12 protein-coding genes are annotated in these 16,420 nt (G+C 38.9%); 7 read left to right on the forward strand and 5 right to left on the reverse strand.

Annotated features, from left to right (window positions below):
* Positions 1-6: 6 nt before the first annotated feature.
* Complete coding sequence (locus tag CC99x_RS01635; protein ID WP_200953410.1) at positions 7-1,008, reverse strand: threonine/serine dehydratase; 1,002 nt, start codon at positions 1,006-1,008, stop codon at positions 7-9.
* Between the two features lie 541 nt (positions 1,009-1,549).
* Here CC99x_RS01635 and CC99x_RS01640 point away from each other — a divergent pair.
* The 7 genes from CC99x_RS01640 (at position 1,550) to CC99x_RS01670 (ending at position 12,670) form a co-directional block, all read left to right on the forward strand.
* Entirely contained in the window at positions 1,550-3,790 is a 2,241-nt protein-coding gene (locus tag CC99x_RS01640; RefSeq protein WP_057623538.1) for a hypothetical protein, read from the forward strand.
* A gap of 233 nt (positions 3,791-4,023) precedes the next feature.
* Positions 4,024-5,427 (forward strand): hypothetical protein, encoded by a 1,404-nt coding sequence (locus tag CC99x_RS01645; RefSeq protein ID WP_057623540.1) that lies wholly within the window; start codon positions 4,024-4,026, stop codon positions 5,425-5,427.
* 156 nt (positions 5,428-5,583) lie between these two features.
* The gene (locus CC99x_RS01650) at positions 5,584-6,273 is read left to right on the forward strand and encodes a hypothetical protein (protein WP_057623542.1); all 690 of its coding nucleotides are present in this window, start codon (positions 5,584-5,586) and stop codon (positions 6,271-6,273) included.
* A gap of 236 nt (positions 6,274-6,509) precedes the next feature.
* The gene (locus CC99x_RS01655; RefSeq protein WP_057623544.1) at positions 6,510-7,148 is read left to right on the forward strand and encodes a DUF47 domain-containing protein; all 639 of its coding nucleotides are present in this window, start codon (positions 6,510-6,512) and stop codon (positions 7,146-7,148) included.
* Positions 7,149-7,186: 38 nt separating this feature from the next.
* Positions 7,187-8,188: an inorganic phosphate transporter gene (locus CC99x_RS01660; protein WP_057623546.1), complete on the forward strand. Its 1,002-nt coding sequence runs from the start codon at positions 7,187-7,189 to the stop codon at positions 8,186-8,188.
* Positions 8,189-8,384: 196 nt separating this feature from the next.
* Entirely contained in the window at positions 8,385-9,554 is a 1,170-nt protein-coding gene (locus CC99x_RS01665; RefSeq protein ID WP_077065339.1) for an efflux RND transporter periplasmic adaptor subunit, read from the forward strand.
* Positions 9,554-12,670, forward strand: coding sequence for an efflux RND transporter permease subunit (locus CC99x_RS01670; protein WP_057623548.1), 3,117 nt, complete (start codon positions 9,554-9,556; stop codon positions 12,668-12,670). The genes CC99x_RS01665 and CC99x_RS01670 overlap by 1 nt, the downstream gene beginning before the upstream one ends.
* 341 nt (positions 12,671-13,011) lie before the next feature.
* Here the strand turns inward: CC99x_RS01670 and CC99x_RS01675 are convergent, their stop codons facing one another.
* The 4 genes from CC99x_RS01675 to hppD all read right to left on the reverse strand — a co-directional run bounded on the left by CC99x_RS01675 (position 13,012) and on the right by hppD (position 16,400).
* On the reverse strand, positions 13,012-13,485 hold the full coding sequence (locus CC99x_RS01675; protein ID WP_057623550.1) for an NUDIX domain-containing protein: 474 nt from the start codon (positions 13,483-13,485) through the stop codon (positions 13,012-13,014).
* 9 nt (positions 13,486-13,494) lie between these two features.
* The gene (gene maiA, locus CC99x_RS01680) at positions 13,495-14,145 is read right to left on the reverse strand and encodes a maleylacetoacetate isomerase (RefSeq protein ID WP_057623552.1); all 651 of its coding nucleotides are present in this window, start codon (positions 14,143-14,145) and stop codon (positions 13,495-13,497) included.
* A gap of 162 nt (positions 14,146-14,307) precedes the next feature.
* Positions 14,308-15,300 carry a fumarylacetoacetate hydrolase family protein gene (locus CC99x_RS01685; RefSeq protein WP_057623554.1) on the reverse strand — a complete coding sequence of 331 codons (993 nt, stop codon included), beginning with the start codon at positions 15,298-15,300 and terminating at the stop codon, positions 14,308-14,310.
* 14 nt (positions 15,301-15,314) lie between these two features.
* On the reverse strand, positions 15,315-16,400 hold the full coding sequence (gene hppD, locus CC99x_RS01690) for a 4-hydroxyphenylpyruvate dioxygenase (protein ID WP_057623556.1): 1,086 nt from the start codon (positions 16,398-16,400) through the stop codon (positions 15,315-15,317).
* Positions 16,401-16,420 lie beyond the last annotated feature (20 nt).

The following is a 16,420-nucleotide window of genomic DNA, read 5'->3' on the forward strand; positions in this document are numbered from 1 at the left end:
TATTCTTTAAGACTGAATAGCTTGACAAAATTTTTCTAAAACAATATTTCTGCCACATAAAATAACGACGTTATTTTTATCTCTATAGTTTTTAGACTGTTGCATAAGTCCAGCAACAGCCACAGCAGCAGCGCCTTCAATGATGATGCGTTTTTTTGCAGCAATGAGCCGCATGGCTGCTTTAATTTCAGATTCTTCAACCAGAATAAAATCATCAATTATTTTCTTACAAAGTTCAAAGGTAATAGAGTCATGTTCTACATTACCTGCAGTTGCGTCAGAGAGTGTTTCAGATTCTGCTACTTCAATTATTTTGCCTTGTGCGAGGCTGTGATGCAGCGTTGGGGCATTTTTCGGACTGCAAGCTATGATATTTATATCAGGATTGTAGGCTTTCAAATAAAGGCCTATACCTGAAATAAGCCCGCCGCCACCGACAGAGATAAAACAATTATCAATCGATTTAATGTCTTGGTTGAGTTCAATGCCCAGCGTACCTTGACCTGCAATGACCAGAGGATCGTTATAAGGCGAGATGTAGCTTAAATTTTCTTTTTGTGCGAATGCTCGGGCTGTTGTTTCTGCGGCAAGGCAATTTCCATCAACGGCAACAATCTTTGCGCCCAAACTTTGTATCGCATGTGTATTAAAAGTGTTAGCCGTTTTTGATAAGAAAACAGTTGCTTTATAGTGTGCGTATTTTGCTGCTAATGCAACGGCTAAACCGTGATTACCATTGGAGGCACAAATAATACCGCGCTCACCAATAGATTTATCCAAAGAGAGAATTTTATTTAATGCACCGCGTAATTTGAAAGAGCCTGATTTTTGAAGTTGCTCATGTTTCAGATAGACAGATGAACCAAAATGTTGAGAAAGTAAAATACTCTTTTCTGAATGGGTTTTACGAATAAAAGACTTAATTCTTGTGTGTGCAACTTCAATGTCGGATACAGTGATCATGATTTTTTGAGTACTGGTTAATGAAATAGGATTTAGTGTAATCATAATTACTCAAAAAACACAATCATGCATTGCTTGGTTGTTATTTTTGAATTAGAGCTGTCTTTCCAACTATAAAATTTGTGGGCTAATTCTCAGAAAAATAAATACTGATTCTTCCCTTAGCTATGCTTGTGTCGAAGCATCGGGGCTTAGAATGGAAATTATGTTTATAAGATGAATCATGTCGTTTTTATAACATTGTGATTATTATTGTGCGGCGAAGCATTTTTTTATATGCCATTCAAAAGTCTGTGTCCTAAAAATAGATCTTGTGAGTGCTTAAGATAGAACTTAGAATGCTGTTTCATTCAAAAGGACTGATATTAATTTTACTTTTGCGTCAACAAGGAACAGTGAGCGCATAAATCGATGATAGTCTTCATGCTTGAATTTTAAGCAATGTTGGATTGGGTTTTCACAATCTTCTTTACTCCCAAGTAAACTCCGGTTGTTCTTAGTTTTATGCCTCATTCAACACGTGCCAAATCAATTGTGGATATCATTTATAAATTTAATAATATGCAATCACGAGCGGAGATGAATTATGCCAAGATATATTATTGATCAAGCCGAACAAGATAGATTAAAAAAACTTGTTGCCAAAGCAAAACAACACGTTGATGAATTAAAAGAGATCAGCAGACCCAAAACAACCTTTGAATGGATGTCGGGGTTTTTTCCATTCAATTTATTTTTTAGCCAACCACTTAGACAAGTTTCTATTCCTTCGATGAAGATTGATAAAAAATTAGGTGAAATTTTCGAAAAAATGGATGAGAAAGCCTTCGATAATGTAGTGGCTTTACTAACAGAGCGTCGACTGATTACAGATGTGGAGCTTCTTGTACAAGCGTATCCAGAGAAATATGACTCTATGGCAGATCTAGTAGAATATGCGCAACAAGTTGCTGACTTGCAAGATGATATGCTTTTGCCTGAGAAATTACATATATTAAAAGCCTTTAAAACGCTTGTTTTATCTGAAATTCAAGATGCAGTACAAAGTGTTGCTGAAAGAATTCGAATTCGGAAAGATGCTGCTGAAATTGTTGCACAACAAATTCAAAAACTCGAAGATTCTATACAAGAAGATCAGTCAGATGCCCTTGCTAAAAATCAAGATTTTGTTGATGCTTTGAAGTTGCTGACTGAATTATATCCGCAAAAATATAGTAAACACAATGAATTGCTTTCTAAAGCAGAAGCTGTTTATTTTTCAAAAGAAGCTTTTAATAAAACTGCCTTGTCTATGCGTGAATTGAAAGCGCTTGAACAATCAGTGAAAGAAAATTTGCGAGACATAAAGCAGGCTAAAAGTTTGGATGATGCTTTAGTGATTTTGCGTGAAGATGCTGCACAGCAAAATCTTGCCACGGTTGCCAGTGTTTATCCAAAAGGTTATCAAGATTCCCATTTGGCTTTACAAAGTGCACAAAGTATTTTGGAACATAAGGGTGATTTTTTGCCTGAGGAAGAGCAGGTATTGCTTGACTCCTTACAAACATTAAATGCAGATAGAATTGCAGGTACCATTGCAAAAATAACATCTGTTTCAGATAAGCGAGAGCAAGCAAAGGCAAAAGCGCTTAGAGGTAAAGAGGCGATGCAAGTGGCTGTAACATTAGATGCATTGCTTGATATTGTTTTAGGTGATTTTTCAAATGATGCTCGCCTTCTCGCAGAAGCATACCCTAAAAAATATAATCGACTCGTTGCTTTTGTTGATGTCTGCAAAGACATAAAAGAAATGGCGCCTGCGCTTCTTTTATCAGAACAAAATATTTTATTAGAGGCATTACGTCCTTTAGGCTCCAGAGCTGCATTAAAAGCGTTTTCTGTTGTTTTAGAAAAAGTTAAGGAGCGTGAGGAAGCAGAAGCTTTCATTGCAAAGCGCATAGAGCAATTAGTGCAACAAAAGAGCCTGCTACAAGTGTTTAACTTTTTACAAGATAAATCTTGGCTAAATGCCTTGAAATTGCTCTCTGATTCTGTAGGCGGTAAATACAGTGAATATTTAAGCATTGCCCCTAAAGTGCATGATATTCAAAATTATCTTGATAACATGATTGATACTGAAAGGCATGCACTGCTTTTGGCCTTTAAATCGTTAAATGCTTCAGCAATTAACAATGAAATTCAAGGTGTTCTCTTTAGTATCGAGCGAAGACGAAATGCATTAGCACTTTTTGAACAGGTAATGCAAGCAGGCTCTGAAGCTACGCAATTAAGTGAAATGCTTACACTTCTTTTGCAGACGGATTTTGCCACTGCGCTTGCCGTGTTATGTAATGATTTTCCTCATTCTGCAGAATATTCAAATGTTCAAGCGCTGCTAATCTATGCAAATAAAGTAGATGCATTACAGCCCAATATGCTAGAGCAAGAAAAAGTAACTTTGCTTGAAGATTTTAAAAGCGTTGTACCAGAGGCTGTCGCAAAAACAGCAGAAAGTGTTATGCGCAATATTCAAAGAAGAATAGCTGCAGAAGAAAATGTGAACAAGGCAATCACTCTGGTTCAACAACCAAGAGCAGTGATAAATCAACCTTGGATCAATGCAGATAAGGACTTAAAGCAAAAGCTCGTATTTTTAACCAGAGAAAAACCAAGTAGTGATTTACAATCTCCATTTGAGGATTTATGCGTTAAAAAGAAATCTGCAGTGGTTTTTGGTTTTGTACCTAAAGATCATCGAGAAAGCACTTCATCTGTTAATGACAGCCCTGTTGCAAGTGAGGGGCTTTCACAAGTATCTGAAACAAAGAAGAAAAAAGCCTTTAAGTAATAGCGAGTATCGTTTTCCCTCAATTGCATGTATGTAATTGAGGGAAGGGGTAGTTGTTTTTCAATTTATGTTCATATTGTTTCCTTCTCTATAAGCTTTCCCCCTCTTTTTCATTAGAAAAAATGTTTTTTATAAAAAAATCAATAGCAATTAGTGCTATAGAGAACAGATTTTTTTTTTGCTCTAATCCGCAATTGAGTTAGTTAAAAAGAAAATTTCTGGAAATATGAGTAATGTTAAATTTTAGTGAAAGTGCAGTCGTTGAAAAAAAGGGGAATGATTGTACTAAAAGAAAAGCTAAACAAGCAGGCGATAGTGCAGCAAGACGGGGTTATAAACGAGCAACTGAAGCAAAACTTGCTAAGCACGGTTATAATAAAGAAGAGATAAAGATTTATTATGAAGGCTATGATAGCTATAAGATTTCTGAATCAGAACGGGAAATAAAAAGAGCAAACACAGTAGGCTATAGTCTAGCAAGAAATGGGGGTAAACAAGCAACAGTAGAAGAACTTGTTAATCGTGGTTACACTCTAGAACAGATAGCAGCCTATCATAAAGGCTACGATGGCTGTGTTATTTCTGAATCGGAACGAAAAATAAAAAGAGCAAAGGCAGCAGGCTATGGTGCAGCAAAGAAGAAGTGTAAACGAGCAACTGAAGAAAAACTTGTTAATCGTGGTTACACCCCAGAACAGATAGCAGCCTATCATGAAGGCTATGATGGCTGTGTTATTCCTGAATCGGAACGAAAAATAAAAAGAGCAAAGGCAGCAGGCTATGGTGCAGCAAAGAAGAAATATAAACGAACAACTGAAGAAAAACTCGTTAATCGTGGTTACACTCCAGAACAGATAGCAGCCTATCATGAAGGCTATGATGGCTGTGTTATTCCTGAATCGGAACGAAAAATAAGAAGAGTAAAGGCAGCAGGCTATAGTGCAGCAAAGAAGAAATATAAACGAGCAACCGCAGCAGGCTGTGGTGCAGCAAGGCGGGGCTATAAACGAGCAACTGAAGCAAAACTTGCTAAGCACGGTTATAATGAAGAAGAGATAAGGGTTTATTATGAAAGCTATGATAGCTATAAGATTTCTGAATCAGAACGGAAAATAAAAAGAGCAAACACAGTAGGCTATAATCTAGCAAGAAATGGGGGTAAACAAGCAACTACAGAAGAACTTGCTAATCGTGGTTACACTCTAGAACAGATAGCAGCCTATCATCAAGGCTATGATGGCTGTGTTATTTCTGAATCGGAACGAAAAATAAGAAGAGCAAAGGCAGCTGGCTATGGTGCAGCAAAGAAGAAGTCTAAACGAGCAACTGAAGAAAAACTTGTTAATCGTGGTTACACCCCAGAACAGATAGCAGCCTATTATAAAGAGTATGATAGTTGTACTAAAGCATATAAAAAGTATGATGAAACATTAGAGATGAATGCAAGTTCTAATATTGTTGAGAGAATAGAGGGGGAGCTTGATGTTAATAAAGAAGATGTTAATAGTTTTGGAGTTAAAGAAAAAGATTTAGTACTTTGGTTATTTAAAGAAATAGAAAGTATGAATGCTAAACGGGTTAGAGGCAATAATAGTGCGTGTGAATTATTGCCTTCATTGAAAAGAAAAAAATTATAAGATCTAATTATTCAGATGCATATGCAATTTCTTAAGTTTTTTTAAATCTTTATTTTTCAAAAATCAATAGCAATTAGTGCTATAGAAAACTGATTATTTTTTTGCTTTAATTTGTAATTGAGTTAGTTGAAAAGAAAATTTCTCGGAATATGAGCAATGTTAGATTTTAGTGAAAGTACAACCATTCAAAAAAAGAGAAATGATTGTACTACAAGAAAAGCAGGCTATAATGCAGCGAATCGTGGATATGAGAAGAAAACAATGGCAGCGCTTGTTGAGCGTGGTTACACTTCAGAACAGATAGCAGTCTATTATGAAGGCTATGATAGCTTTCGTGTTTCTGAATCAGAACGTAAAATAATAAAAGCAAAAGTAGCAGGTAATAGTGCGGCAAAACGGGGTTGTAAACGAATAACTACGGAAAAGTTTTCTAAGCGTAATTACACTCCAGAACAGATAGCTGCTTATTATGAAGGCTATGATAGCTTTCGTATTTCTGACTCAGAACGTAAAAGAATAAAAGCAAGAGCAGCAGGTTATAAATCAGTGAAGCGCGGATGTAAGAAGCCAACAACTGAAGCACTTTCTAAGCGTGGTTACACTCCAGCGCAGATAGCAGCCTATCATCAAGGCTATGATGGTTGTGTTGTGTCAAAAGCGGAGCATAAAGCGAAAACTCAAGAGAATCGGCCAGCAATTGTTGAGTTTACCTGGATCTATTTTAGCCCGCTTAAAGCGCCTGAGCCCATAGTATGGGATTATAATAGAGGCAGAAAGTCGAGAACAGAAGAAAGCTTTGCACCATTAAATGAACGTGTATCCAATGGCCGATTGTTGTTCAAGTAACATGGTTGAGCAACAGAAGTATTTTTGAATGAAGCAAAAGAAAAAGAACTTGCAGGCGATTTTAGAAAGAGTCTTCATTATTTGATTTGTTTTTTTTCGATAAACAGGATGTTAAAATAAATTTTTTGACTAACTTAATTTAATGGATTCAGCGCTGTTTACTTGAATAACAGAGAGCTTAAGGCCATACTTCGACGACTATTTTTTCGCCCCTGAGTTATTTGAGGAAAACCTTTATGGTATTTGGACTTAACTTGCTACCGCAAGATAATAAGTTTTTTACGCTTCTAAAAGATGTAAGTCGACTTTCAAATAAATCTGTTCACCTCCTTAAAGATCTCGCCATTGAAGAAAACAGAGACACAGCCTTTAAATTGGCACGTGAGATTGAAATAGCAAAGCACACAGCTAAAGATGTAACTTACGAAATTACAGAAATGCTGTGCCGTACTTTAGTAACCCCCTTTGATCACGAAGACATTCATCGCATTTCTAGAGGCTTGTACAAGACCTTAAAGATTTGTGAAAAAACGCAGGAACGATTGGTTGCGTTTCAGTTACGTCCTTTTCATAACGATCTCTTCAAATTAGCCACCAATATGGTTTCAGCCTCTGATGTGGTTCATGATTTGGTTACAGATCTAAAAATTTTGAAAGACAGTAAAGCAGTACATGATAAATGTGCTCTGATTCACAACATTGAGTCTGATACAGATAAATTATTCAACCAACTAACAATTGATTTGTATGAACATGAACAAGATTTTAAAAAAATCCTGATCCGCAAAGAAGTATATGGTCTTATGGAAGGGGTTGTTGATAGGCATCGAGATCTTGCCAATGTTATTTTAGAAGTCGTTTTAAAACACTCCTAAATTATGAAGTATCGTTAAAACGAATCAATGGATATTCTATGGAATTAGCTTTTCTGCTTTTTATCAGTATTGTTGTGCTTGCAATAATTTTTGATTACATCAATGGTTTTCATGATGCTGCAAATGCAATCGCTACCGTAGTTTCTACCAAAGTATTGTCGCCTCGTATTGCTGTTATTTATGGCGCTAGTTTAAATGTGGTTGGAGCGTTACTGGGAACACAAGTAGCAACCACAATTGGGACAGGATTGGTAGAAACGCAAGCTGTTACTTCACAAGTGTTATTATCTGCTTTGGTCAGTGCGATTGTATGGAATTTGTTAACGTGGTTTAAAGGGCTTCCTTCGAGTTCTTCGCATGCTTTAATGGGATCTTTGATGGGAGCTACAGCCTTTGCCGCAGGATCTAGCAGCTTACATTGGGATAAAATCATTGAGAAAGTTATTATCCCCACCTTTAGTTCACCAATTATTGGTTTGGTTTTAGGATATTTTGTGATGGTTGCCTTGTATTGGTTATTACACAAAGTCTCTTTGCCTATTGTGAATCGTTGGTTTAGTAAGCTACAGATTATTTCTGCAGGTTATATGGCTATTACACATGGTGCAAATGATGCGCAAAAGACCATGGGTATCATTGCATTGGCAGTTGCAACTTATTACCAAACCCCTTTTCATGTTTCTGCTTGGATCATTATTGTTTGTGCGCTTGCAATGGGCTTAGGCACTGTAGCAGGGGGATGGAAGATCATTCGTACAGTGGGTTCAAAAATGGTGAAGTTGAAACCTTTGCAAGGCTTTGCGGCTGAAGCAACAGGGGGTACGATCTTATTTTTAACAGCGCATTTGGGTATTCCTGTCAGTACTACGCATACCATCACAACTTCGATTATGGGGGTTGGTTCTGCGCAACGTTTTTCTGCTCTACGGCCTAAAGTGGTGATGAATATTATGGCCGCTTGGGTAGTGACTTTGCCAACAACTTTCTTTTTAGCCGGTGGGCTATTCTGGCTTATGCAAAAATGTTTTACTTTGCCTTAATCATTGCCGTTTAAAAGTGAGTATTACTCACTTTTAAACGCTGCGTCTCTCTGATATTAGTTGACAATATTGCTAACAATAACATTTTTTCTTTGTTGACATACATATCTCTGTATCGGTAAATTATAAGGCTTATATTTAAAGAATAAATCACTTTAAGTGCTATAAGAATTCTCTAAGGAGTAGAGGAAATCATATGAAGAAGAAAATAATCACCGTTGGTGCAATACTGTTTTCTTTGCTACTTGGATATCTTTTTTGGCCGTCTTCAAACACGCCACAAATGGCGGGAGGGGCTGGGCACGCGATTCCGGTCGGTGTCATGGATGTTAAAAATGAATCTGTTAGTTTATATACAGAGCTACCAGGTAGAACAGTACCTTATCAGATTGCAGAAATTAGACCTCAAGTTACAGGACTCATCAAGGATCGGTTGTTTGAAGAGGGAAGTAATGTAAAAGAAGGGCAGCAACTCTATCAAATTGATCCCGCACCTTATCAAGCTGTTTATGACAGCACAAAAGCAGATCTTGCAAAAGCAGATGCCAATCTTCAATCCGTGCAAGCTAAAAACAATCGCGTCAAAGAATTGTTAAAAAAGAATGCTATTAGCAAACAAGATTTTGACGATAGTATGGCTTCATTGGCTCAAGCTTATGCTGATATTGCAATTGCTAAGGCTGCCATTGTGAAAGCTAAGATTGATTTAGATTATACCAAAGTATATGCCCCCATTTCAGGTCGCATTGGTAAGTCGGGTGTCACAAAGGGAGCGCTCGTGACAGCAAATCAATCGCAATCATTGGCAACCATTACCCAACTCAATCCTATGTATGTTGATTTAACACAAGCAAGTGATGAGTTAATTCAAATGCGTAAGAACATTGAGTCGAAAAAAGAAACTCTCGTAGAGTTATATTTAGAAAAAGATTCTGCACCTTATGCAAAAAAAGGTGTTTTGCAATTTACTGATGTGACCGTTGATCAATCAACAGGCTCTGTGCAACTGAGAGCGCTGTTTCCTAATCCTGAAGGATTATTGTTATCTGGACTATTTGTACGCGCTAAGATAGAAACAGATGCTGTTGAATCCATTCTGATTCCTCAACGTGCTGCCATTCGTGGTCCAGATGGGCAGATGCGAGTATGGGTTGTTGATAAAGAAAACACAGTTAATCTTAGATTAGTGGCTATAGAGAAGGCTGTGGGGGATAAGTGGCTGGTAAGAGAGGGGCTTAACGCAGGCGAAACTATTGTTCTAGAAGGATTTCAAAAAATTGCGCCAGGTGCCGTTGTTGCTCCCACTTATGCTGAAGAGAATATGAAAAGTGCTATGAATATGCTTTCTCTACAAGGAGAGCATTAATGTCTAGGTTCTTTATTGATCGACCTGTTTTTGCGTGGGTCATTGCTATTATTATTATGCTTGCTGGCGCTATTGCCATTTCTAAGTTGCCCGTAGAGCAATACCCTGATATTGCTCCACCTTCTGTTGCGATTAATGCTGTTTATCCTGGTGCAGATGCAAAAACTGTTGAGAACAGTGTTACGCAAGTGATTGAGCAAAAACTGACAGGTATTGATAACCTGCGTTATTTTAGCTCAAATAGTTCTGACAGCATGGCAACCATTACGCTGACTTTTGAGCCTGAAGCGGATCCCGATATTGCACAGGTACAAACCCAAAATAAAGTACAAGCGGCGATACCTCAGTTGCCTCCAGAAGTGCAGGTGCAGGGCGTTACTGTTACCAAATCAAATGATAGCTTTTTACTTGTTGCAGGTTTCTACTCTGAAGATGGCTCCATTAGTGAGAAAGAATTGGGTGATATTCTTGCATCGAAAGTGCAAGATGCTGTTGCGCGTGTGAATGGGGTTGGTAATGTCACTGTCTTTGGTGAACAACATGCCATGCGGATCTGGCTCGATCCTAATAAATTATTGAGTTATAAACTATCTACTTTAGACGTTAGAAATGCGATTTCTACCCAGAATACAGATATTTCTGCCGGTCAATTAGGTGGATTGCCTGCTGTGCAAGGGCAACAGTTGAATGCAACGGTAACGGCTCAATCACGCCTAAAAACAGTAGAAGACTTTGAGCGCATTATTTTGCGTGTGAATACAGACGGTTCTCAAGTACGTTTAAAAGACGTTGCGCGTGTTGAGCTGGGTTCACAAGGCTATACACGTATTGTGCGTTACAAGCGATTGCCTGCTTCTGGTATTGCAATTAGCCTTGCAACGGGAGCAAATGCCTTAGATACAGCAGCAGCAGTAAAAGCAAAAATTAGCGAGCTGTCTAGTATTTTGCCAAAAGGGGTTAAAGTTGTTTATCCCTATGACACAACACCTTTCGTTAAACTTTCGATTCGCAGTGTGGTGGAAACCTTACTGGAAGCGGTTCTGCTCGTATTTTTGGTGATGTATTTATTTTTACAAAATTTTAGAGCAACGCTTATTCCAAGTATTGCTGTGCCAGTTGTTTTATTAGGCACCTTTGCCGTTTTACTTGCTTTCGGATTTACCATCAATGTATTAACTATGTTTGCAATGGTATTAGCGATAGGTCTTTTGGTAGATGATGCGATTGTGGTGGTTGAGAACGTTGAACGTATCATGAGTGAAGAGGGTTTGCCGCCTAAGGAGGCCACCAAGAAATCAATGGATCAGATAACAGGTGCATTAATTGGTATTGCGCTTGTGTTGTCAGCTGTTTTTGTACCCATGGCCTTTTTTAGTGGTTCTGCAGGCGCAATTTATCGACAATTTTCGATTACCATTGTATCCGCAATGACACTCTCTGTGATTGTTGCCTTGGTTTTATCGCCTTCTTTATGTGCAACTTTTTTAAAACCGATTGAAAAAGGACATAGCGAACTAAACACAGGCTTTTTCGGTTGGTTTAATCGAAATTTTAATAGAGGTCGCGATATGTATCAGAAAGGTTCTGGATACATTGCGCGTCGTGTGTTTCGATTCTTTATCATTTATGCTGTTTTAGTCGGTGGACTAGCCTTCTTATTTATGAGATTACCCACCTCATTCTTGCCTAATGAAGATCAAGGCATTATGTTTTTAATGGCGAATACACCCGTTAGCTCTACTGCTGAGCGTACTTTAGAAAGTGTTGAAAAAATAGAAGACTATATTCTTGCAGAGGAAGATGAGAATGTAGATCACTTGTTTACGGTGGTTGGCTTTAGTTTTGCTGGTGTTGCACAAAATGCCGCTATTGGTTTTGTGGGCTTAAAAGATTGGGATGAGCGCAAAGACCCCTCACAGAGTGTCTTTGCCATTGCAGGACGCACAATGGGAGCGCTCATGCAAATCAAAGATGCCATTGCTTTTGCTTTTTTCCCACCTCCTATTCGTGAATTAGGAAATGCCTCTGGTTTTGATATGCAGCTTGTTGATAGAAATAATATGGGGCATAAAGCTTTGATGGAGGCACGTAATCAAATATTGGGCATGGCTGCTCAGAACCCCATGTTGATGGGGGTGCGTCCAAATGGCTTAGATGATGTGCCGCAATACAAGATTAACATTGATACAGAAAAGGCAAGCGCGATGGGCTTATCACTTTCTGATATTAATCAAACCTTGCAAACTGCTTGGGGCTCGGCTTACGTTAATGACTTTTTAGATGATGGGCGTATCAAAAGGGTATATCTGCAAGCAGATGCACCTTATCGCATGCTTCCAGAGGATCTGAAAGATTGGTTTGTGCGTAATAATAAGCAAGAAATGGTTCCGTTTAATGCCTTTTCAACAGCAGAATGGACCTATGGCTCTCCTAAACTTGAGCGCTTTAATGGTATTGCTTCTGTCAATATTCAAGGTGCGACTGCTCCTGGTGTGAGCACAGGGCAAGCAATGGAAGAGATGCAAAAAATTGTATCAAATGTCCCAGGTGGTTTTGCTATCGAGTGGTCAGGTTTATCCTATGAAGAACGATTGACTGGGGCACAAGCACCGGCTCTTTATGCTTTGTCCATTATTGTTGTATTCTTAAGTTTGGCTGCATTGTATGAAAGCTGGACTATTCCCTTTGCTGTGATTTTAACGGTACCGCTTGGCATTATTGGGGCAGTTATTGCGACGAGCGTCAAAGGGCTGAGTAATGACGTCTATTTCCAAGTAGCATTACTGACCACCATTGGTCTATCTGCTAAAAATGCCATCTTGATTGTAGAATTTGCCAAAGAGCTGTATGAAAAGGGGCATGGCTTATTTGAGTCTACCATGATGGCGGCTAAGCTACGTTTTCGGCCTATTTTGATGACTTCCATGGCCTTTATTCTAGGTGTTACACCACTTGCCATTGCAAAAGGTGCAGGTTCTGCAAGTCAAAATGCAATTGGTATTGGTGTGATGGGCGGGATGATAGCGGCAACAACGATTGCTATTTTCTTTGTGCCCATGTTTTATGTTGCGATACAAGGTCTTTCTAAAAGCAAGCGCGAGCATCAATCGCCTTAGTTCCACTTTTTTCACATTCTCACACGGGCAGCATGGTCTGTTGTCCGTTGTGGTTCATAAACTGATGAGGGATCCCCACGAATTAAGAATTTGTCGTTGCGAGCAAAAGACGCAGGAAAAAGGTGAAATAAGAGATACACTATCACGTCTTTTGCGTGGCAATCTATCTTGACGTCTTTCTTACCACGCTCTTCTTAAAGATTTCAGGATAGATTGCTTCGCTTTAGCCGTGATATTTTTGTGTTTTTTCAATCAATTATAGATGGCTTCCGCTCGCAATGACGAACCTTTATTCGGAGGGGGGATTCCTCAGTGCATAAAGGAGATGGCTTATAAGCTGGCTACCATTGTTCGCTGACAGACGCTTGATAAAAATATTCATTGATTCTATTTTGTGTGCTTTCCGTAATAGTGGATGGAAGTGCTGTGAGAGGAAACCATTTTGCTTGTTTGATCTCAGCAGATAATACGGCATCCTGATCAATTTCAAAATCAGTGGTCACAAATAAAATAGGGTAATCTGTGACGCCATGAATATCATGGTAATAAATATTAAAAATATTTAATGTTTTGGTTGCAATGACGCCTGCTTCTTCGAATAACTCTCGCTTTGCTGCTGCATGCATCGATTCGTTACGATGGACGCCGCCCCCTGGAAAATGCCACCCCTCCACATAGGTGTGTTCAACAAGCAAAATTTCATTTTTTTGATTAATCACTAATATGCGTACACCTACACTAGAAGCGCCGAGCCAACTTTGTAAGGTTCGGTGGCATTTGATGAGTGTTTGGAAAAATAGATGTCGTAATTGCATAAAAGAGTGCTAAGCTGTCATGTTGTTTTCGGGGCTTGCTTTTTCAAAGGCAGGGAGTGCTAAGCATCTTGCTTCGATATCTGTTAAGAGAGAATAGGTATGTAATGGAAATTCGAATCTTCTGGCATTATAGAGCTGAGGAATAAGGCAAAGATCGGCAATTGAGATTTGATTACCAATACAAAAATCACCACTGAGGTTTTCAATTTGTAGAATGCTTTGGATAGCCTCAAAGCCTGATTTGAGCCAATGATGGTACCATTCGCGTTTTGTATCTTCCGATTGTTTGAGTGTCTGTGTTATGTACTGCAAGACTCTTAAATTATTGAGTGGATGAATATCGCAAGCAATTGCACAGGCAATGCGCCTGGCTTGTGCGCGTAGCTCAATCGTTTGAGGTAAAATGGCAGGGCTAGGATATTGCTCTTCAAGGTATTCTAAGATAGCTAAGGATTGGGAGAGCGTTATCGAATGCTCAGTATCATGTAGTGCAGGCACTAAGCCTTGAGGATTGAGTTGTTTAAATTCAGTTGTGTGCTGTTCTCCACCATTCTTGATTAAATCAACCGGAATTGCTTGATAGTCAAGACCTTTTAGGTTAAGCGCAATGCGTACACGATAGCATGCAGTAGAACGATAATAATCATGTAATGTTAGCATTGCGCGCTTCCTTAAAATCAAATATTTGGACTATATAGTCTTCGCACATGAGTTTTCGGGGGTGTTGTCTTCGCTCTCTCGCAATCCTCATGTACTTTTATGGGAACGAAGGTTGCTCGAGGCTTGACGCCTACCCGACATTGTGCCCCTTGCGGGTAAAAATCATGTGTTGTGACTATATTTCTCAACACGTTGCTCAATCGCACCAAAGATACTTAATTGATCTTTATCGAGCATTTCAATGCGTATAGAGTCGCCAAATTGCATGAAATTCGTTTGTGCATGTCCCGATTCTAGAATCTCTAGCATACGTTTTTCAGCAATACAAGAAGAGCCTTTAGAACGATCCATATTAGATACTGTGCCTGAGCCAATGATGCTGCCAGCTACCAAGGGTCTCGTTTTGGCGGCATGTGCGATGAGGGTAGGGAAATCAAAGGTCATATCAATGCCAGCATTGGGGGAGCCAAATAATTTTCCATTCAACGTACTTAAGAGTGGTAAATGTACTTTCTTTCCATCCCATGCTTCTCCCAACTCATCGGGTGTTACTGCGACAGGGCTAAAAGTGCTTGAAGGTTTGCTGTGAAAGAAACCAAAGCCTTTTGCTAATTCTTGTGGAATGAGGTTGCGTAATGACACATCATTGACGAGCATCAATAATAGAATAGACTGCTCAGCTTTGTGGGCTGAAACACCCATAGGCGTGTCATTGGTGATAACCGCAACTTCTGCCTCAAAATCAATGCCCCATGCTTCATCCGCTATTTGGATAGGTTGATGGGGCGCCAAAAAATGATCGGACCCCCCTTGATACATCAAGGGATCGGTCCAGAATTCTTTGGGTAATTCTGCGCCACGTGCCTTGCGTACCAATTCAACATGGTTTACATAAGCGCTACCATCTGCCCATTGATAGGCTCTGGGTAAAGGTGCGTGCGCTTGTGTGGGGTTAAATTCAAATGCATTTGCCAGCATATTTTTATTCAATGCTTGATAAATTTCTTGTAAATGGGCTTCGGTTGTATGCCAATTATCTACAGCATATTGTAGTGTATGAGCAATATCCGGGACTCGAACTGCTTTTTTTAGGTCTTTAGAGACGACGACTAATTCGCCGTCTCGGGTATTGTTCTGTAATGTTGCTAATTTCATGACAACCTCAATAATTACGCTTTTTCTGTTAATACACCGCGACGAATTTGATCGCGCTCAATGGCTTCAAACAAGGCTGTGAAATTACCTTCTCCAAACCCTTCATTGCCTTTGCGTTGAATGATTTCAAAGAAAATAGGGCCAATCACATTTTCTGTGAAAATTTGCAATAATAAGCCTTCTTTTGATTGTACAGAGCCATCAATCAATAAATGATTTTTCTTCATCCGTGCCACATCTTCTTTGTGTCCTGGAATTCTTTGTTCCAGTGCTTCATAGTAGGTTGCGGGTACGCTTAAGAAATTAACTTGATTTGAACGTAATTGTTCGACAGACTGATAGATATTTTCAGTTGTGAGAGCAATATGTTGAATGCCTTCACCTTTATATTCTCTGAGATATTCTTCGATTTGAGAAACATTATCTTTAGATTGATTTAAAGGTATTTTAATTTTTCCACAGGGGCTAGAAAGTGCACGACTGGTAAGGCCAGTTATCTTTCCTTCAATATCAAAATAACGAATTTCGTAAAAATTAAAGATTTTTTCATAGAATTCAGCCCACGTATCCATTTCTCCTTGATGTACATTATGAGTTAAATGATCGATGACATTCAATCCAGCCCCTTTGGGATGTTTGTCAATATTTTCGAAATAGGTAAAAGCAGGATCGTAGATATTTTTATTGTCGTTGTACTGATCGATAAAATACAACAAGCTATCACCGATGCCGTAAATAGCATACCAGCCATCAATACTTACATGGGTAGCAGATTTTGCACCTAATTTTATTGCGCGTTCATATGCAAATTTAGCGTCTTTTACTCTAAAAGCCATTGAGCATGCGCAAGGGCCGTGGGCTTGATGGAAGGTACTTGCGTAACTGTTTGTTGTTTTATTGAGTAGAAAATTAATATTGTTTTGTCGATATAAAATAATATCTTGTGTTTTATGTTGTGCGATAGGTGTAAACCCAAGCGTGCGAAACAGGGTTTCAAGTTGTTGTGGATTTGCGCTTGCAAATTCCACAAACTCAAAGCCGTCTAATTGCATTGGGTTGCTTGGTCTTTCTTGTGTATGGCTTCTTAATTCAGTTTTCATATTCAGCTCCGTGCCAACTG

It is taken from the genome of Candidatus Berkiella cookevillensis (assembly GCF_001431315.2).
Classification (GTDB): Bacteria; Pseudomonadota; Gammaproteobacteria; order Berkiellales; family Berkiellaceae; genus Berkiella_A; species Berkiella_A cookevillensis.